Origin of the sequence: Rhizobium sp. G187, from assembly GCF_051549525.1 — a bacterium.
Taxonomy (GTDB): Bacteria; Pseudomonadota; Alphaproteobacteria; order Rhizobiales; family Rhizobiaceae; genus Allorhizobium.
The window spans coordinates 572,034-588,969 of sequence record NZ_JBPUGM010000001.1 but is presented as its reverse complement, the minus strand read 5'-3'; the positions used below and the strand labels follow the sequence as shown (position 1 = coordinate 588,969).

Here is a 16,936-nt window from a genome sequence, read left to right as displayed (position 1 = left end):
GCTAAGGCTCAGGCGGCCTGGCGCCGAACGGAGGTGATGACGCCGTGCGGATCGCGGATCGTCTTGCGGCGGTTCAATTTGAAGAGATCCACGAGCGTCTTCATCTTTCCCGAGCCGCGTGCCATGACGCTGGCCGCATTTCCAATGCTGCTGACAAGCGCAGCATTGGCCTGGGTGGCCTGGTCGAGCTGATTGACGGCGGAACTGATCTCGCCAAGGCTGGTGGCCTGCTCGGTGGCTCCGACAGAGATCGCGTCAATGCTGCGGTTGATCGTTTTGACGAAGGCATCGATGCGCGCCAATGCATCGCCGGTTTCGGTCACGAATTTCACGCCCTGACCCACTTCGATCGAGGAATTGTTGATCAGGGCCGCGATTTCCTTTGCGGCCTTGGAGGACCGTTGAGCCAGTTCGCGCACTTCCTGGGCAACCACCGCAAATCCCTTGCCGGCTTCACCGGCGCGGGCAGCCTCGACACCGGCATTGAGGGCGAGAAGGTTGGTCTGGAAGGCAATCTGGTCGATGACGTCGATGATCTTGGAAATCTCACCCGATGCCTGTTCGATCCGGCCGATGGCTTCGATCGCAGACTGCACGACACGAACGCTATCGCCGGTCGCTGTCTGCGCTTCCCGAGAAACTTCGCGAGCCTGAGTGGCCTGGCGCGAGGCCTCTTTCACGGTTGCGGTGATTTGCTCAAGGGCGGCAGATGCCTCCTCGAGCGCGGCAGCCTGGCTTTCGGTACGGTTGCCCAGCGACAGGGAGTCGGCCTCGAGCCGATGACTGTGCTCGCTCATCTCGCCCGTTTCGCCAAGCACCTTTTCCAGTGTTTGCTGGAACTGGCTGATCGCGGTGTTGAAGTCGTTGCGAAGACCTTCGAATTCCGGGATGAAGGGTTCGTCCAGGGTGATGCGGATATTGCATTCGGCCAACCGATTGAGGCCCGCCGCGATCTCGTCGACCGCCCGGACACGACCGGTCACATCGGTCGCATATTTGACCACTCGTATGACACGGCCTTCATGATCGAAGATCGGGTTGTAGGACGCCTGGATGTAGACCGATTTGCCCTCCTTGCCGAAGCGCTGGAATTCGCCAGCGGCAAACTTGCCCGACCGCAGCATCTCCCAGAAGGCGTGATAGTCGGCCGAGGCCGCATAGGTCTTGTCACAGAATATCTGGTGGTGGCGGCCCACGATTTCGCTGAGCTCGTAGCCAACCGTATCAAGGAAATTCTGATTGGCGGAGAGGATCTTGCCGCTCGGATCGAACTCGATCACCGCCTGCGAACGGCCAATGGCTTCGAGCTTGCCGGTATTGAGCATCTGCTCCGTCATCTGCGCTGTGATATCGACGGCAACCTTGACGACGCGCACGACCTTCTCGCCCCGCTTGATTGGCATGTAGGAGGCCTCGATCCAGATTTCACGACCACCCTTGGCAATGCGCTTGTACCGGCGGCTCTCGGTTTCGCCCTTGCTCAGATCCAGCCAGAAGTTCCGATATTCTGCCGAACCGGCATAGGTCGGATCAACGAACATCGAATGGTGTCGACCGACGATTTCTGACAGTTCGTAACCGATGGCGGCGCAGAAATTTGCATTGGCATCCAGGATCTTGCCTTGCGGATCGAAGTGGATCATGGCCTGTGCCCGGCTCAAGGCCTCGACCACTGCGCTGTCCTGCGATGCAAATATGGAAAAGCCGTTCACGGTCCTGAAACTCCCTAGGGTTGTGGGTCTCAAGATAGGCGGGATGCCATTGTGGCGAAGTTAATCAGACCAGGTCGCTATAATTGATAAATAACATTTTTTGACGGCGGGATGCCCAAAGGCTAATTGTCGGATCATCTTGCCTGTCGCGTTCGCTCGTTTTGCGTTCAAAGGGCGGCATTTGCGCCCGCCAGCCAGATGGTGATGAACTGGCGCAGCATGTTTGACGATTCCGCGTGATCCGGGACCCATCCCGAAAGTCGATAGACGATCACTTCGTGGAACAGCGCCTGCAATCCCCGACTGAGAAGGAGACTGCGCTCTGCCGTGCAGTGGGGCAGGCGATCTGCAATCACGGCTGCGACCAATCTTTCCAGTTCCTGACACACACCGACAAACCGCTTGGTCCAGGGACCGCCGGACAGGCCGGACTGGCTGAGATAGAGCCGCGCGAAGGCCGGATCCTCGCCAAAATAGGCGAGCCATGGCTCAAAGACGTGGAACAACTGGGCGGCGAGGGGGGCGTCATGATCGTGACCGCAGAGGCTGCGGCTTTCAACGAGAAGTTCCTCGATCCGAGCAATGCCAAGGGCAGCCAAGAGATTGGTCTTGTCGCCGAAATGGGCGAAAATGCTCGCCTTGGCCACGCCGGCCCGTGCCGCGACCTGCTCGATGCTGGTGTCGTCGAAGCCAGCGGTTGAGAACAGCGCGCGTGCGGCCTCCAGGATCTGCTCTCGGGTCTGGCGGCTGCGTTCCTGGCGGAGCTTCATGAGCGAATCCTTCTTTGTCGCTTTGGACGACGAATATATTGACCGCGGTCAAATTTTGCGCATATTTTGACCGTGGTCAGATAATTGGAGGTCAGCATGCCGTTCCTGTCAAGCAGCGCTCAGCCGTCACGCCTCCTGGTGTTGAACGGGAATCCCGGTCGAGACACACTCTGCGCGGCCATGGCGGAAAAGATCGCCACTGTCGCACAGGATCGGGGACAGACGGTGCGGCTGGTGCATCTCGCGGATCTGACCTTCGACGCCAATCTGCAGGAAGGATATCGCGTCCGCATGGACTGGGAGCCGGACCTTCGGGCTCTGGCCGAAAGCGTCACATGGTGTGATCGGCTGGTCATCGTGCATCCACTCTGGTGGGGCTCAGCCCCCGGACGACTGAAAGGCCTGTTCGACCGGCTCCTGATGCCGGGTTTCGGCTTCGAGTATATCGAGGGCAAGGCGCTGCCAAAACCCTTGCTGAAGGGCCGCAAGGCCCGCGTGGTAATCACCTCGGATACGCCCACCTTCTTTTTAAAGTGGTTTTACGGCAATGGCTGGGTGAAGGTGCTCAGGCGGCAGATCCTGGCCTTTTGCGGCTTCTCGGATCTGAAAGTGATGTATTGCGCGCCTGTTCGAGGCGCACCGCCGGAGCGCATCGCTGGCTATATCGCACAAGCGCCGAAGATCCTGGATTGAGTTTCTCAATCCCGGCTCCGCCGGCGCCTCCGACCACCACCCTCGCCATCGCCTTCCGAGAGTATCTTGCGCTCTGGCAAGGTGACTGCCGCCGAAAGCTTCGGGAAGGGATCGACCTTGTTGGGCAACGCCATGGCGTCGATGAAGAGCTGCTGGAAATGCGGCTCCAATGCGGTTTCGATCTTTTCGATGCGGGTGACCGTGTCCTCGATTTCGCGCCGGTGGTCGCGGTTGAGGAGGGCCATCAGGGCGCCGGTGCCGGCTGCGTTGCCGACGGCCTTGACCTCCGAGAGTTCGCAATCGGGGATGAGACCAAGCACCATCGCGTATTTCGGATCGATGAAGGAGCCGAAGGCGCCGGCGAAGCGGATCGTGTCGACGGTTTCGACCTCCAGCTTTTCCATCAACAGCTTGATGCCCGCATAAAGCGCGGCTTTGGCGAGCTGGATGGCGCGAACATCGTTCTGCGTCACCGTGATCTTCTGGGCGCCGTCATGCAGCAGGTAGGAGAAGGTGCGGCCGTTTTCGAGGATGCGCGGGCTTTTCGCCGCCATGCCGCCGTCGACCACGCCATCGGTCGAGATGACGCCGGAGAGATACATTTCGGCAACGACCTCGATGATGGCCGAGCCGCAGATACCGGTGATTCCGGTTTTCTCCGCCGCCTCGGCAAAGCCTTCCTCATCCGACCACTGCTCGACGCCGATGACCTTGAAGCGGGGTTCGAGGGTTTCGGGGTCGATGCGGACGCGTTCGATGGCGCCGGGGGCGGCGCGTTGGCCACAGGAGATTTCAGCGCCTTCAAAGGCGGGACCGGTCGGGGAGGAGGCGGCGACGGTCCGCTCCCGGTTACCAAGCACGATCTCGGCATTGGTGCCGACATCGACCAGCAGCATCATTTTGTCCTGGCGGTGCGGGCCTTCCGAGAGCGTGGCGCCGGCGGCATCCGCCCCGACATGGCCGGCGATGCAGGGGAGCAGATAGGTGCGCGCACCGGGATTGAGCGAGAGCTCGATGTCGGAGGCCTTGCAGGCGACGGCACCGGAGACGGCGAGCGCAAAGGGCGCCTGGCCAAGCTCGGTCGGGTCGATGCCGAGGAAGAGGTGATGCATGATCGGGTTGGCGACGAAGACGGCATCGAGGATGTCGGTTCTCGCCACGCCGCCGGAGGCGCAGACCTGGTCGACGAGATCAGAGACGGCCTGGCGGACGGCTTTGGTCATGGCTTCGCGGCCATCGGGGTTCATCATTACATAGGAGACACGGCTCATCAGATCCTCGCCGAAGCGGATCTGCGGGTTGGACGCACCAGAGGAGGCGACGATGCGGCCCGAGAGCAGCGAGACGAGATGCATTGCGATGGTCGTCGAGCCGATGTCGCAGGCGATACCATAGGCCTCATTGTGCAGGCCGGGCCAGAGGGCAATCACCGTCGGGCGCGAGGTTTCGCTGTCGCGGTGGATCGCGGCAGTGACGGTAAAGCTTTCCTTGCGCAGGATTTTTTGCGCAAGCGGCAGGAGATAGGGTTCGATCTGGAGATCGGTATAACCCCAGTCCTTTTCCAGCATGACCTTCATGCGGTCGAGATCGCCGAGCGGCTTGTGCATGTCGGGTTCGTCGACTTCGACATAACAGAGATGGACGGCGGGGTTGCGCTCTATGACGCGGTCTGAAGCCGCCTTGCGCACGACCTGGGCATTGACCACGGTATCCTGCGGCACATCGACGACGAGGTCGCCCTGGATGGTCGCCGAACACGAGAGGCGGCGTCCCTCGGGCAGGCCGCGGACACGGTCGTAGCGCTCTTCCTTCGGGCCGACAGGCGAAATGTGGTCGTTGGACGAGGTGATGCCGTGTTTGGCGAACTGGCCTTCCTGGACCTCGATCTGGCAGCGCCCGCAAGTGGCACGGCCGCCGCAGACGCTCTCGACATAGACCCCGAGCGTGCGGGCCGCCTCCAGCACGGACGTGCCGACGGTGAAATGGCCACGCTTGCCGGAGGGCATGAAGAGGACGAGGGGATCGGTGGTCTCGGTCATCAGGGTCTTTCGGTTTCGAGGGACGTCTCCCTCATTTGCGTTACGAGGCGGTTTTACCCCCCTCTGTCACTGCGTGACATCTCCCCACAAGGGGGAGCGTGGTTTGCTCCTCTTCTCCCCAGCGGGGAGAAGAGGCCCGAAGGGCAGACGAGGGGGCTGCTCGTCGAGACGGTGGTTCGCCGCAATTATGGCTTCGCCCCTCATCCTGCGCGCTATGCCACCTTCTCCCGCAGGAAAGAAGAGAGCCGGCCGGCGTCTCGCCCACCTCGGGTAAGTTACTCCGTTGCAGCGCCCGAACCTGCCCGTGCCGCACGGCCACCACGACGGCCGGAGGCGGCCGCCGGGGCGGTGGTGGAGGCGGGGGCGCCGGCTTCGGCGGGCTTGTGATCGCGGTAGGTCATGATCCAGTTGCCGCAGTTCGGGTCAGTGCCGTTCAGGACGTTGGCCGCGCGCACGGCTTCCATTTCCTGCGGGCGGCAGGGGTTCATGATGGCCGACGTCATGCCCGCACCAATGACCATGGGGATGAAGCCGGCATTGATGCCGTGGCGGTGCGGCAGGCCGAAGGAGATGTTGGAGAGGCCGCAGGTGGTGTTGACCTTCAGCTCGTTGCGCAGGCGGTAAAGCAGCTGGAAGACCTGGCGGCCAGCATCACCCAACGCACCAATCGGCATGACCAGTGGATCGACAACGATGTCATGCGGTTTGATGCCGTAATCCATGGCGCGCTCGACGATTTTCTTGGCGACGGCGAAACGCACGTCCGGGTCCATGGAGATGCCGGTCTCGTCATTGGAGATGGCAACGACCGGCACGTCATACTTTGCGCAGAGCGGCAGGATGGCTTCGAGTTTCTCTTCCTCGCCGGTGACGGAATTGACCAACGGCCGACCCTTGGCGACCTTCAGGGCTGCCTCGATGGCGGCGGTGACGGATGAGTCGATCGACAGCGGCACGTCGACCAGCCCCTGGACGATCTCCATGGTCTTGACCAAGAGGCCCGGCTCGGTCTCGTTCGGGTTGACGGAGGTGACACCGGCATTGACGTCGAGCATGGTGGCCCCAGCGGCGACCTGTTCCAGCGCATCCTTGATAACCGTGTCGAAGTTGCCCTCGATCATTTCGGCGGCCAGCTTCTTGCGACCAGTCGGATTGATGCGCTCGCCGATGACGCAGAAGGGCTGGTCGAAACCGATGATGATTTCCTTTGTGGCGGATGCGACGATGGTGCGTGTCATTTCAGTCCTCCGGTCGGTGCCGGCTGTTGCGCGGCGATAAAGGGATGTGCCGGCATGTGCCGGGAGAAATCAATGCGGTTGCGGATGGGCAGCGCGGCCGGCGAGTTCCTGCTGATCCTGGACCGTGTCCGTACCGATCTCGTGCATCCGCTTGGCTGCGATGTCATCGGCGCGAGCATGCTCGCGCTTCCATGGCTGACGGCCTTTCAGCACGCCCGATTCGTGTACGATCTCGGCGACATACTCCTCCTGCCGGTAGGCCATCACATGCACGCCGGAGACGCCTTCGATCTCCTTGACCTCGTTGATGATGTCGATGCAGAGCTGCTTGCCTTCCTTCTTCTGGTCGGCGGCACCTTCGAGGCGTGCAATGACGTGATCGGGAATATGGATGCCGGGCACGTTGGAGCGGATCCACTTCGCCGTCTTGGCCGAAGCGAGCGGCCCGACACCGGCAAGGATGAAGCATTTCTCGTGGAAGCCGAGGTCGCGGACCTTCTTCATGTATTCGCGGAACATCGGAACGTCGAAGCAATACTGGCTCTGGACGAACTGGGCACCGGCCTCGATCTTTTTCCCGAGACGATAGGGGCGGAAATCATAGGGCGGCGCGAAAGGATTGATCGCGGCGCCGAGAAAGACCTTGGGCGGTGTGCTGAGCTTGCGGCCAGACAGGAATTTCGCCTCATCACGCATGGTGCGCACGGTCTCAAGCAAAGACATGCAGTCAAGATCGAAGACCGGTTTCGCACCCGGCTGGTCACCGGCCTGCACACCGTCACCTGTGAGGCACATGATGTTCTGGACGCCCATGGCGGCAGCCCCCAGGACGTCCCCCTGAATCGCGATGCGGTTCTTGTCGCGGCAGGCGATCTGCATGATCGGCGCATAGCCCATGCGGGTCAGCAGCGCGCAGATGCCAACGGACGACATGTGGCAATTGGCACCGGATGCATCGACCGCGTTGATGCCGTCGACCCATCCGTCGAAAACCTTGGCGCGCTCGTAGACGTCTTCAGGATCGGCGCTGTCTGGCGGGTTGAGTTCGGCGGTCACGGCGAATTCGCCGCGACGCAACACGCGTTCCAGGCGGCCGAGTGAGGAATGGCCGGGCAGGGGATCAAGCGGCAGATGGGCGCCAAGTGGATTTTCATCGATATGGGCCATGGCTCAGGCTTCCTTTGCCGAATTCTTTTCCCGCTCCGCAGCCGCCTCGGCGGTGACGCGCAGCCAGGAGGATGTTTCGCGCAGCGACTGGTTCACCGGCTTCTGCACCTTCAGGATCGCATCGCTGGCGACCATATTGCGCGAACCGTTCCAGGCCTGAACCCAGACGCAGGGCATATCGGGCTCGACTTCACAATTCCCATTGGCGCGCACGCCACCGCAAGGACCGTTGCGCAGTTGCTTGGGACAGTTCATCGGGCAGGACATGCCGGTGGACGACAGCACGCACTGGCCGCACATGCGACAGTCGAAGAGCAGGCCCTTCACATTGCGCTCGACGAAGGTGACCGGGGTCTCGACCCTGTTGTAGCCGAGTGCCTTCCACACAGGATGGAGGAACAGGAAAGCATTGGCGAAGTTGCGGTAAAACCATTCGAGGAAGCGCGAATTGCGCACGGCCCACAGGCGGATGGTGTAGGAACGGCGGGCGCGGCGGTTTGGCGAAACGCCAGAGGGCGTGAAGGCGCCGGCAGCAGCCTTGGCGCCGGGTGCGGCATTACCCTTTTTCGGCGGACCGGGCTCCAGGAGTTTCGGCTCAGCCATTGTCGCGGCCTCCGGCATGCACGAGGGCGACCAGTCGGGCCTTGTCATAGGCAGCTTCGATCTCGGCGACTGCGGCATCGGCTTCCGCGTCAAGATCGTCACCGACCGGGACCGGATCGGCCTTGCGCCAGTCGGCAAGATAAGCATCGGTTTCGGCAGCGCCTGAGCGCATTGCGGCCATGTCGATGGCCTCGGTGAAACGCAGAGACAGCTCACGCTTTGCGTTCGCGCGTCCCTTTTTCACGATGACCTGAGCGGGAATGTCCCGCCAGAAAACGACGATCTTGTCTGCCATGCCACTCTCTCCCTTTAAGGCCAGAATGCACGGGGGGCATTCGCCGGACTGCGCTTTTCACGACGTCGCTTGTCGCCAAAAACGACGCTGCCATGAGTCCGGTTGTTTTTACCAGATTCGTCGGGTGATACCGCACCAGATCCAGGACCAGAGCGTGGGCGGGAAACGCAAGGCGGATGGGCCTGCGGGTGGGACCGGACGGAGCGTGCCATTCAACGCGTCACTGATTGCGCGTGCGGTGATGTCGAGCGCAGCAAGGGTCAGCACAAGCGGATACGTGGAGATGAAATCGCCTTTGGCGGGACGCGTCCGGGCCTCATACAGCGTACCGCCCGTATCCGTGCCAGCATCGACGAGATGAATGGTTGCCCCGAAATTACCAGCGTCATTTTCACGCAAGGACCAATAACCGCCCATCTGGCCACGATAGTTCGGGTTGATCCCGGCATGCAAATTGATGACCGGGCAGGGCATGGATGCGAGCTGCGCTGCAGTCATGAGGCGTGTCGAGACGAGCAGGATGGCGGCGGGGTTCAGATCCCTGACAAGGCCTGCCGTCTCGCCGGCATTGATCGAGGTGACCGGATGGATCGGAACCGTCTCGGGCAAGGTTTTACCGATACCATGGGAGGCCAGAAGTTGACTGACGCGGCGGTCGGCGAAACGACGCAGGAGCCGGGCAGCGATCATGGTGCCGAGCTGACCGAGGGCGGATGTCCAGCCGAGCTTGCGGGCGCGGCGGCGGGTAATCTCGCCCTTTCCTTCCGGCTGTTCGAGGCAAACATGGACGTTAAAGCCGCGCCTTGCCAGGTCGGCGACGACGATGGTCGGGTTCATGCCACCGGCTGTCATGACGAGAACGATGGGACGGGCGTTGGCGGAATGTGTCGAGACTGGACCCGGCATCAGACCACGAGCATGATGACGGCACAGGCGGTGTAGACGACGAAACCGGCGACCAGCAGCGAGGCAAGCCCGATAACGCATCCGGCGATGACGCCAAGGCCGTCCCGCTGGGAATGGGCAAAACCGAGGACGGCGAGCGCAAAGGCCGGCGGCCAGTTGCCAAGCGGGATCGGCAGGAAGACGACGATGGCAAGGATGAGCGCGAGAAGGCCGATCAGCCGCTCGGCAAAGCGGCTTTCAAACAGCCAGAAGCGCGGAACAACGAGCTTCTCGGCCCAGCGCATCCATGGCACCAGGCGATTGACGATGGCTTCGAAGGTCTCCGGCTGGACACCGTAATCGCCCACACGGCTGGGAAAGAAGACTCGACCACCGGGAGAGGCCGTCATCTGCCACGCGACAAAGACCAGGGGCAGCCCCAGGATGAAGGTGCTCCCAGGGGGAAGGGGAACGAGATTGGGCAAGGCGAAGACCAGGAGGAAGGCGCCGAAAGATCGGTCCTGAAGCGCGATCGCGATGTCGCGAATCGTCACCTTGCGGTCCCGCGTACGGGCCAGCCGGACCAGAAGGTCCGAGAGATTTTCCGGTGTCTGCCGTTCTGTCGCGGTGGCGATCGTTGCGCCCCACGTTTCCGCCCTGTCGGTCATGCCTGCTTCTCTTGGTTTCTTCGTTGACCTGAAGGCGAGTGTCGCCGGATATGATTACAGGGCAATTAAGGGGGCCATCTCGATGAACCGCGATCGGGCCGGATGGTAAAGGCATGGTGAATGGTTTCTGAAGGAGCGCCTCATGCTATCCCGGCAAGCTTACAAGCTTACCGTCCTGCCTTGATTTCTCCCTGATCCTTTGCGACCGCTTCTCCTTTGAGTGTCGCTTGACCGGGGAGATTCGTCATGGCCCAGCAGATTCTGAACCACTCGGCGCGTATCGCGCTTGCGCTGTCCCTCGTGCTCGGACTGTCCGCTTGCGGCAATACCATCCGTGGCATCGGCAATGATGTCGGCAATGTCGTGGATGCCACGCAGGATGCTGGACGCAGCGTCGCAAGATCAGCGCGCTGACGGCGCTGATCCGGGCGCTCAGGACGCTCTGACTGCTGCCACGAGCTCTGGCTCCAGGTCGCCATAGCCGGTAAACCGGTATTCATAATCCAGTTTCAGATAGTCCGCGGCCCAGCGGGCCTTCTGCTGTAGCTCCGGATCTTCGGTCTGGGCCAGATACACGATTTTCGTGTAATTGCCGAACACCATGTCCCGGAGCTCCGGGTGACGATCGAGCTTCAGCGGTTCGATAACAAACGCCTCGAACTGTCGGGTAATCAGGTCGGTGAGGTAAAATGCGGTGATCTCTTCGCCGCATTCGGCCAAAAACTTCTGCGTGCCGGTGAAGAACGCATAGCAGTGCGGCCCCTCGACACGGCGGATACCTTCCTCGCGACAGATTCGGTCGATTTCACCCTGCGTGCCGCATTCGGCATAGCCGAGGAAGATATTGTCGTGGCCGGCTGCGCGAGCTTCGGCAATCTTTTCGCGCAGCGCCGGCGCGATCTTCTGCGGATAGACATGCCAGATGGCCGGCAGACATTCGAGTGTCAGGTGATCGAGCTGGTTAAGGGCTTTGACAGCCAGAATCTCACGCGCAATCGCGCCGCAAGCGATGACGTGAACCTTTTCCGTTTTGGCGCGTTGTTCCATCGTATTCCACTCGTGACACCAGAAGGTAGATCAACATGATGGCGAAAAAACTGACAGCCGGCGCAGCCCTTGTTCTCACCGTTTTCGCACTCGCATCCTGCGGCAACACGATCCGTGGCGTTGGCCAGGATGCCGCAAACACGGTCAATGCGACTCAGGATGCCGGTCGCACGGTCGACGGCGCAGCCTCGCGCTAAGGTCTAAAACGGGATCGGGGGACAGAGCATGACGCTCGAAGGTATTGCCAAGGTCAGTGCCATCTACATGATGACCGCAATTTTGATCGCCATGGGCCAGCTGGCCTATGACCGTCTGGCGCAGTCTACGCAGAACCCCGTTACCATCGAAGCCGGCCTTTAAGGCCGGCTTCGTATCACTTGCACCGACAGCTCTTGGCGCCGTCAGCCGATCAGGCGCGGGCGCCGAGGCTGTTGTGTTTGCGGGTGATGAAGTCCTTGGCTGTTTCCACGGCCACGGCAGCATCGCGACAATAGGCGTCTGCACCGACGGCCTTGCCGAATTCTTCGTTCAGCGGTGCGCCACCGACGAGAACGACGTAATCGTCGCGGATACCCTTTTCCTTCATCGTGTCGATAACGACCTTCATGTAAGGCATGGTGGTCGTCAAAAGCGCGGACATGCCGAGGATATCCGGCTTTTCGCGTTCCATTGCTTCCAGATAGTTCTCGACCGGATTGTTGATGCCGATATCGATGACGTCGAAGCCTGCACCTTCCATCATCATGCCGACAAGGTTCTTGCCGATGTCATGGATGTCGCCCTTGACGGTGCCGATCACGACCTTGCCCTGCTTCGGTGCGCCGGTGGCGGCAAGAAGCGGGCGCAGGATGTTCATCCCCGCCTTCATGGCATTGGCCGATAGAAGAACTTCAGGAACGAAGAGAATGCCGTCGCGGAAGTCGATGCCGACGATCCGCATGCCTTCGACCAGGGCCTGGGTCAGCACGTCATACGGTACCCAGCCGCGATTCAGCAGAATCTGCGTCGCTTCCTCGATTTCTTCCTTCAGGCCATCATAGAGGTCGTCATGCATCTGCTGCACAAGTTCCTCGTCGGAGAGTTCGGAAAGGATGATGTCGTCGTCGGCCATGTTGGTGCTTCCCGCTTTGCTTTTGCGCGCGATTCCGGTCGCGTTCGGCATGAGACTGCCTGAGGCAGAGTAAAACCGCAACTTGATGAAAAACTCTTTTCGAAAGCGACGCCGCGGATGTGAAAAGCGACGGTGTCAGGCAAGTGACAAGTCCCCCCGATGTCTGTGGAATGCAAGTCCTTGGCGCATAAAGGATGGTTTCGCGACAGGATTGGAATAGCATAAAGAAGGATGAGAGCAGCGCAGTCGAGCGCTCGAGCGAGGAAACAGGACATGGATGACATTTCGGCAGAACAGGGTGCAGGTCGACGCTCGCGCGGCGAGGGACGGGGAGCGGCCGCTCGCAGGGCGTCGCGCAGCGGCGCAGGTGCCGGTCCGTCCATGCCTTACATCACACGCAAGATCCGTACCTACGAAGTGCTGGATGAAGAAGGCCTGACGCTGATCGAGCGCAATGCCGACACCGTGCTTGAAGAAATCGGCATCGAGTTCCGCGACGACCAGGAGGCACTCGATCTTTGGAAACAGGCAGGCGCCGATGTGCGAGGTCAGCGTGTGCATTTTCCGAAAGGTCTGTGCCGCGAAATCCTGAAAACGGCGCCTTCCGAATTTACCTGGCATGCGCGCAATCCCGAGCGCAGCGTCCAGATGGGCGGCAATGCGACCGTATTTGCCCCGGTCTATGGCTCCCCCTTTGTCCGCGACCTCGAAGGCAATCGTCGCTATGCAACGCTCGAGGATTTCCGCAATTTCGTAAAACTCGCCTATATGGCGCCGTCGATCCATTCGTCCGGCGGCACGGTCTGCGAGCCGGTCGATATCCCGGTGAACAAGCGTCACCTCGATATGGTCTACAGCCACATCAAATATTCCGACAAGCCGTTCATGGGATCCGTCACTGCGCCTGAGCGCGCCGAGGATTCGGTTGCCATGGCCAAGCTGGTCTTCGGTGACGACTTTGTCGAAAACAACTGCGTCATGCTGAACCTGATCAATGCCAACTCGCCGATGGTCTTCGACGAAACCATGCTCGGCGCAGCCAAGGTCTATGCACGCCACAACCAGGCCTCTGTGATTTCGCCCTTCATCCTGTCCGGCGCGATGAGCCCGGTGACGGTTGCCGGGACACTGACGCAGATCCTGGCCGAAGTTCTGGCTGGGGCAGCCTTCACCCAGCTGATCCGTCCCGGCGCTCCGGTCCTGTTCGGCACCTTTGCCGCCTCGATTTCGATGCAGTCCGGCGCCCCGACCTTCGGCACACCGGAACCGGCGCTGGTTTCCTATGGTGCTGCCCAGCTCGCACGGCGCATGGGTCTGCCGTTCCGAACCGGCGGCTCGCTCTGCGCCTCCAAGGTTCCGGATGCACAGGCAGCGCATGAGAGCGCCAATACGCTCAACATGACACTGCTCGCCGGTGCAAATTTCGTTCTTCATGCCGCCGGCTGGCTCGAAGGTGGCCTGGCCGCCTGCTATGAGAAGTTCATGATCGACCAGGATCAGCTCGGCATGATGCAAAAGCTCGCCCAGGGCGTCGACTTGTCGGAGGACGGCCAGGCGATGGACGCAATTCGTGAAGTTGGACCGGGTGCCCACTATCTCGGCTGCGCGCACACCCAGGCCAACTTCCAGACGGCCTTCTATCGCTCGCCGCTCGCCGACAACAATTCCTTCGAGCAGTGGGATGTCGAGGGACGCAAGCGCATCGAAGATCGCGCCAATGCACTCTGCCGCTCCTGGCTCGAATCATACGAGCCTCCGGCGCTCGATCCGGCAATCGACGACGCGTTGTTGGCCTTCATTGCCAGCCGTAAAGATTCCATGCCCGACGCCTTTACCTGAAAGGGTCCCGCAGCCAGGGAGCAAGGCGGAGCAGACAAGGTCGCCGACATGATTCAGACGGAGGTCTGGCGACCGCATTACAAGTTCGAGGGGCCGCGATGAGCGGCCCTTTCGGCATGATGGAGAAGGCGAGGCAAATCCTTGTGGAGGCGGGGCTGCATGGTCTCGGCCATTTGCACTTCCAGGACCCGCAACATGCGCCACACCTCGCCAATGGCGAAAAGGCGGCGAGACTCATCTTGATTGGCCCCATCGGCGGCTCGTTATGGCCGGCTTTCTCCGCATGGCGAGACCGCCAGTCAGACGGTGGCGGAGACAATCCGCTGGACACCTGGTCGCGAAGAGTCATGGAAGGCGTTGCCAGCATGGTAGGGGCAACGGCCTATTTTCCGTTCGACGAGCCTTACCACCCCTTTCAGAACTGGGCGATGCAGGCCGAGGGTCTGGCGACTTCGCCGCTCGGTCTATTGATCCATCCGCGCTTTGGCTTGTGGCACAGCTATCGCGCAGCGCTGGGGTTTTCAGATCAGAGTGCAATCGGGGCGTGGCACTTGCTCAATCCGTCAGCGGAAAGGTCCAGGGCCGATATCTGCGGCAGCTGCGTCGATAAACCTTGCCTGACGGCTTGTCCGGTCGGGGCGGTTCATCTGGACCATTTTGACGTGACGACATGCCGGATGCATCTGGCAACCCTGGCACCTGGCCAAGGCTGCATGGGTGAAGGCTGTCTTGCCCGAAACGCCTGCCCGATCGGAGAAGCGTATCGTCCACCGGCAGAGCAATTGCGATTTCACATGGCGGCGCTGTCGCTACCGCCGAGAGGCCATATCACGCCGCAGAGCGAAGGCTGACTCCGGCGGAGGGGCGGCGCAAAAGGGCGCGCTGAGGCACAAGCTGCATCACTTCATCGGCAAAGCGGGCGGCATTGTCGAGCGCACGCGACAGGTTGGACACTTCCATCGGGTCGAGATCGTGGATCAAACCACCCTTGTCGAAGACATCGCGGTAGGCAGCGCGTTCGGTGATGGCGGTCCCCATGGTTTCAATGCCCCGGGCCGCGAGAAAATCCTTGGCCGCATGCAGCGCGCGTGTGGTCACCGCGGCGTTGACCCGGGTGAGCACGACGGAATGGGCGATCTTGACGTTGCAGCGCGTGTCGAGCTCGTTGAGAAGGTCCAGCACTTCCGCACCGCCCTGGGCATCCATGGCGCATCCTTGAACCGGAACCAGCACGCGGTCAGCCAGTGCAACCGCGCGGGCAAGAACCGTCTCACCGGAGGAGGGCAGGTCGATCAGCACGTAACCACCGGCCTTCTTCGCCTTCATCGTCGCCTCTTCGATGGTCTCATCCGTGACCTGCTGCACGGTCAGGAAGGGCGTGACGACTTGCTTGTGCCACCAGCGCGTCAGCCAGCCGCTCGGATCGGCATCAAGCATGGTGACACGGATGCCGCGGGTCGAAAGCTCCGACGCGAGCACGAGGGCTGCCGTCGTCTTGCCGGCGCCGCCCTTGGTATTGGCAAACGTTACTACTGGCATAAATCTTTCCCCGTGAATAAGGAGCCGAGGCCGGTCATTGTTTTGTGAGATGCGTCGCTGTTCATCGTCCGCGTAATGGATGATCAAGCGGCACGGTTAATCAAAGGTTAACGCAGTGCAGGATTTGTTAATGGAATGGCGCATTGGCCAAAAATGAGACCATCATGTCACTGATTGACCACATATGCGGCGCCTCCCGCCCCATTTTGGCGTTGCTTTTTACCTTGGTCGGTTCCAGCAGCGTTTCGGCCATGCCCGAATGTCGGCAGATATTCGAGGAATCGGTAGCTTACACCGTATGCAGCATCGATCCGAAAGAGGCGGAGATTCGCATCCATCTGGCCGATCCAAATCACGCGATTTATGGAGGGTTCGATCCGTTGCGCCGCCAACTCTGGGCCGAGCGCCGCGTGCTGTTGATCGCGATGAATGCCGGCATGTATCACGACGATCGGAGCCCGGTCGGCTATCACGTCGAATACGGTCAGGAGATCAAATCCGCAGTGACCGGTTCGGGCTATGGCAACTTCCATCTGCTGCCGAATGGTATTTTTTATATGCGAGAAGGCCAGCCGGGCGTCATGGAGACGAAGGCCTTTCTCCGCTCTGGCATCAAGCCTGATTTCGCGACGCAGTCTGGCCCAATGCTGGTCATCAACGGCAAGCTGCATCCGCGCTTCGTGCCGGACAGCGACAGTTTCAAGATCAGAAATGGCGTTGGCGTGGACGCAGAAGGCCGCGTCCATCTGGTCGTATCGAGGAGCCCTGTATGCTTCTACGACATCGCAAGGCTCTTCCGGGATCGACTGAAGTCACCGAACGCGCTCTATCTCGACGGAACGGTCTCTAGCCTCTTTGATGCAGCGACCAACCGCCGGGACCGGCTCTTTCCGATGGGCCCGATCGTGTCGGTCAGCGTGCCGATCCCACAATAGCGCTTGTCAGACCGCAGCCTTTGGATAGGCACGCTCAAGCCCGCCAGACCGCGTCAAACCGGCGCGGAAGGCCGCATAGGCGGGATGCTGGGCGGAGCGGGCAGCCTCCGTCAGGCGGATCTGCAGGCGCGCTGGCGCATTCAGGCCGATCCATTCGCCGGCGCGCTCAAGTTTCAGGGAATTCAGGAAAGGGGCCGCGGACGCCCTCTGCAGATAGAGATGAATGCCTTCCAGCAAAGCTTCGTCCTGCACCGGATTTTCGAACAGCAATTGCAGAAAACCCTGATCGGCATCCTGCAGCGCAGCGATCTTGTCAGCGACGGTGTCGCGATCCGGAAAAGCGGACATGAACTTACTCCTTGGTCGTCATCTCTCAACTGGTACCGTTACTGTCA

Annotated in this window: 20 protein-coding genes; 7 read left to right on the top strand and 13 right to left on the bottom strand. The window is 60.9% G+C overall.

What is annotated here, in order from left to right:
* Positions 1-8: 8 nt before the first annotated feature.
* Entirely contained in the window at positions 9-1,712 is a 1,704-nt protein-coding gene (locus ACSV9I_RS02735; protein ID WP_438327042.1) for a methyl-accepting chemotaxis protein, read from the bottom strand.
* A gap of 167 nt (positions 1,713-1,879) precedes the next feature.
* A complete protein-coding gene (locus tag ACSV9I_RS02730; protein WP_438327040.1) occupies positions 1,880-2,482 on the bottom strand; it encodes a TetR/AcrR family transcriptional regulator in 603 nt (200 codons plus the stop codon).
* Between the two features lie 96 nt (positions 2,483-2,578).
* Here ACSV9I_RS02730 and ACSV9I_RS02725 point away from each other — a divergent pair, with 96 nt between their 5' ends.
* Positions 2,579-3,175, top strand: coding sequence for an NAD(P)H-dependent oxidoreductase (locus tag ACSV9I_RS02725; RefSeq protein WP_438327038.1), 597 nt, complete (start codon positions 2,579-2,581; stop codon positions 3,173-3,175).
* A gap of 5 nt (positions 3,176-3,180) precedes the next feature.
* Here the strand turns inward: ACSV9I_RS02725 and ACSV9I_RS02720 are convergent, their stop codons facing one another.
* The 7 genes from ACSV9I_RS02720 to ACSV9I_RS02690 form a co-directional block, all read right to left on the bottom strand.
* Positions 3,181-5,214, bottom strand: coding sequence for an ASKHA domain-containing protein (locus ACSV9I_RS02720; protein WP_438327037.1), 2,034 nt, complete (start codon positions 5,212-5,214; stop codon positions 3,181-3,183).
* A 275-nt stretch (positions 5,215-5,489) separates the two neighbouring features.
* A complete protein-coding gene (locus ACSV9I_RS02715) occupies positions 5,490-6,452 on the bottom strand; it encodes a methyltetrahydrofolate cobalamin methyltransferase (protein WP_054158555.1) in 963 nt (320 codons plus the stop codon).
* Positions 6,453-6,521: 69 nt separating this feature from the next.
* On the bottom strand, positions 6,522-7,619 hold the full coding sequence (locus tag ACSV9I_RS02710) for a methylenetetrahydrofolate reductase (protein WP_438327035.1): 1,098 nt from the start codon (positions 7,617-7,619) through the stop codon (positions 6,522-6,524).
* Positions 7,620-7,622: 3 nt separating this feature from the next.
* A complete protein-coding gene (locus ACSV9I_RS02705; protein WP_054158557.1) occupies positions 7,623-8,222 on the bottom strand; it encodes a methylenetetrahydrofolate reductase C-terminal domain-containing protein in 600 nt (199 codons plus the stop codon).
* Entirely contained in the window at positions 8,215-8,517 is a 303-nt protein-coding gene (locus tag ACSV9I_RS02700) for a virulence factor (protein WP_054158558.1), read from the bottom strand. Before ACSV9I_RS02700 ends, ACSV9I_RS02705 begins: the two co-directional genes overlap by 8 nt.
* A gap of 108 nt (positions 8,518-8,625) precedes the next feature.
* Positions 8,626-9,423 (bottom strand): formyl transferase, encoded by a 798-nt coding sequence (locus ACSV9I_RS02695; RefSeq protein WP_438327034.1) that lies wholly within the window; start codon positions 9,421-9,423, stop codon positions 8,626-8,628.
* Complete coding sequence (locus tag ACSV9I_RS02690; protein WP_054158560.1) at positions 9,423-10,070, bottom strand: exopolysaccharide biosynthesis protein; 648 nt, start codon at positions 10,068-10,070, stop codon at positions 9,423-9,425. Before ACSV9I_RS02690 ends, ACSV9I_RS02695 begins: the two co-directional genes overlap by 1 nt.
* A 261-nt stretch (positions 10,071-10,331) precedes the next feature.
* Here ACSV9I_RS02690 and ACSV9I_RS02685 point away from each other — a divergent pair, with 261 nt between their 5' ends.
* On the top strand, positions 10,332-10,484 hold the full coding sequence (locus ACSV9I_RS02685) for an entericidin B signal peptide protein (protein ID WP_197278340.1): 153 nt from the start codon (positions 10,332-10,334) through the stop codon (positions 10,482-10,484).
* Positions 10,485-10,502: 18 nt separating this feature from the next.
* Here ACSV9I_RS02685 and ACSV9I_RS02680 read toward each other — a convergent pair whose 3' ends face one another.
* Positions 10,503-11,117, bottom strand: a complete 615-nt coding sequence (locus ACSV9I_RS02680; RefSeq protein ID WP_438327032.1) for a DUF1638 domain-containing protein — start codon at positions 11,115-11,117, stop codon at positions 10,503-10,505.
* 35 nt (positions 11,118-11,152) lie between these two features.
* Between ACSV9I_RS02680 and ACSV9I_RS02675 the strand changes: the two genes are divergently transcribed.
* Together ACSV9I_RS02675 and ACSV9I_RS02670 are read left to right on the top strand one after the other, a co-directional pair.
* Positions 11,153-11,314, top strand: a complete 162-nt coding sequence (locus ACSV9I_RS02675; protein WP_054158562.1) for a hypothetical protein — start codon at positions 11,153-11,155, stop codon at positions 11,312-11,314.
* A gap of 28 nt (positions 11,315-11,342) precedes the next feature.
* Complete coding sequence (locus ACSV9I_RS02670) at positions 11,343-11,477, top strand: hypothetical protein (protein WP_306765479.1); 135 nt, start codon at positions 11,343-11,345, stop codon at positions 11,475-11,477.
* Between the two features lie 49 nt (positions 11,478-11,526).
* On the opposite strand, the gene ACSV9I_RS02665 is transcribed toward ACSV9I_RS02670, so the two are convergent.
* Positions 11,527-12,228, bottom strand: coding sequence for a corrinoid protein (locus ACSV9I_RS02665; RefSeq protein WP_438327028.1), 702 nt, complete (start codon positions 12,226-12,228; stop codon positions 11,527-11,529).
* 273 nt (positions 12,229-12,501) lie between these two features.
* On the opposite strand from ACSV9I_RS02665, the gene ACSV9I_RS02660 reads away from it, so the two are divergent.
* Positions 12,502-14,067, top strand: a complete 1,566-nt coding sequence (locus tag ACSV9I_RS02660; RefSeq protein WP_054158563.1) for a trimethylamine methyltransferase family protein — start codon at positions 12,502-12,504, stop codon at positions 14,065-14,067.
* A 98-nt stretch (positions 14,068-14,165) separates the two neighbouring features.
* Positions 14,166-14,918, top strand: a complete 753-nt coding sequence (locus ACSV9I_RS02655; protein ID WP_438327026.1) for a ferredoxin — start codon at positions 14,166-14,168, stop codon at positions 14,916-14,918.
* Here the strand turns inward: ACSV9I_RS02655 and ACSV9I_RS02650 are convergent.
* The gene (locus ACSV9I_RS02650) at positions 14,896-15,606 is read right to left on the bottom strand and encodes an AAA family ATPase (protein WP_438327024.1); all 711 of its coding nucleotides are present in this window, start codon (positions 15,604-15,606) and stop codon (positions 14,896-14,898) included. The genes ACSV9I_RS02655 and ACSV9I_RS02650 overlap by 23 nt on opposite strands.
* Positions 15,607-15,770: 164 nt before the next feature.
* On the opposite strand from ACSV9I_RS02650, the gene ACSV9I_RS02645 reads away from it, so the two are divergent.
* Positions 15,771-16,541, top strand: a complete 771-nt coding sequence (locus ACSV9I_RS02645) for a phosphodiester glycosidase family protein (RefSeq protein ID WP_438327022.1) — start codon at positions 15,771-15,773, stop codon at positions 16,539-16,541.
* A gap of 6 nt (positions 16,542-16,547) precedes the next feature.
* Here ACSV9I_RS02645 and ACSV9I_RS02640 read toward each other — a convergent pair whose 3' ends face one another.
* On the bottom strand, positions 16,548-16,889 hold the full coding sequence (locus ACSV9I_RS02640; protein WP_438327020.1) for a hypothetical protein: 342 nt from the start codon (positions 16,887-16,889) through the stop codon (positions 16,548-16,550).
* Between the last annotated feature and the right edge of the window lie 47 nt (positions 16,890-16,936).

What these genes read in the sequence shown, in the direction of transcription:
- ACSV9I_RS02730 (WP_438327040.1), bottom strand. Translation starts at nt 2,482, where the DNA reads ATGAAGCTCCGCCAGGAACGCAGCCGCCAGACCCGAGAGCAGATCCTG.
- ACSV9I_RS02725 (WP_438327038.1), top strand. Translation starts at nt 2,579, where the DNA reads ATGCCGTTCCTGTCAAGCAGCGCTCAGCCGTCACGCCTCCTGGTGTTG.
- ACSV9I_RS02720 (WP_438327037.1), bottom strand. Translation starts at nt 5,214, where the DNA reads ATGACCGAGACCACCGATCCCCTCGTCCTCTTCATGCCCTCCGGCAAG.
- ACSV9I_RS02715 (WP_054158555.1), bottom strand. Translation starts at nt 6,452, where the DNA reads ATGACACGCACCATCGTCGCATCCGCCACAAAGGAAATCATCATCGGT.
- ACSV9I_RS02710 (WP_438327035.1), bottom strand. Translation starts at nt 7,619, where the DNA reads ATGGCCCATATCGATGAAAATCCACTTGGCGCCCATCTGCCGCTTGAT.
- ACSV9I_RS02705 (WP_054158557.1), bottom strand. Translation starts at nt 8,222, where the DNA reads ATGGCTGAGCCGAAACTCCTGGAGCCCGGTCCGCCGAAAAAGGGTAAT.
- ACSV9I_RS02700 (WP_054158558.1), bottom strand. Translation starts at nt 8,517, where the DNA reads ATGGCAGACAAGATCGTCGTTTTCTGGCGGGACATTCCCGCTCAGGTC.
- ACSV9I_RS02695 (WP_438327034.1), bottom strand. Translation starts at nt 9,423, where the DNA reads ATGCCGGGTCCAGTCTCGACACATTCCGCCAACGCCCGTCCCATCGTT.
- ACSV9I_RS02690 (WP_054158560.1), bottom strand. Translation starts at nt 10,070, where the DNA reads ATGACCGACAGGGCGGAAACGTGGGGCGCAACGATCGCCACCGCGACA.
- ACSV9I_RS02680 (WP_438327032.1), bottom strand. Translation starts at nt 11,117, where the DNA reads ATGGAACAACGCGCCAAAACGGAAAAGGTTCACGTCATCGCTTGCGGC.
- ACSV9I_RS02675 (WP_054158562.1), top strand. Translation starts at nt 11,153, where the DNA reads ATGATGGCGAAAAAACTGACAGCCGGCGCAGCCCTTGTTCTCACCGTT.
- ACSV9I_RS02670 (WP_306765479.1), top strand. Translation starts at nt 11,343, where the DNA reads ATGACGCTCGAAGGTATTGCCAAGGTCAGTGCCATCTACATGATGACC.
- ACSV9I_RS02665 (WP_438327028.1), bottom strand. Translation starts at nt 12,228, where the DNA reads ATGGCCGACGACGACATCATCCTTTCCGAACTCTCCGACGAGGAACTT.
- ACSV9I_RS02660 (WP_054158563.1), top strand. Translation starts at nt 12,502, where the DNA reads ATGGATGACATTTCGGCAGAACAGGGTGCAGGTCGACGCTCGCGCGGC.
- ACSV9I_RS02655 (WP_438327026.1), top strand. Translation starts at nt 14,166, where the DNA reads ATGAGCGGCCCTTTCGGCATGATGGAGAAGGCGAGGCAAATCCTTGTG.
- ACSV9I_RS02650 (WP_438327024.1), bottom strand. Translation starts at nt 15,606, where the DNA reads ATGCCAGTAGTAACGTTTGCCAATACCAAGGGCGGCGCCGGCAAGACG.
- ACSV9I_RS02645 (WP_438327022.1), top strand. Translation starts at nt 15,771, where the DNA reads ATGTCACTGATTGACCACATATGCGGCGCCTCCCGCCCCATTTTGGCG.
- ACSV9I_RS02640 (WP_438327020.1), bottom strand. Translation starts at nt 16,889, where the DNA reads ATGTCCGCTTTTCCGGATCGCGACACCGTCGCTGACAAGATCGCTGCG.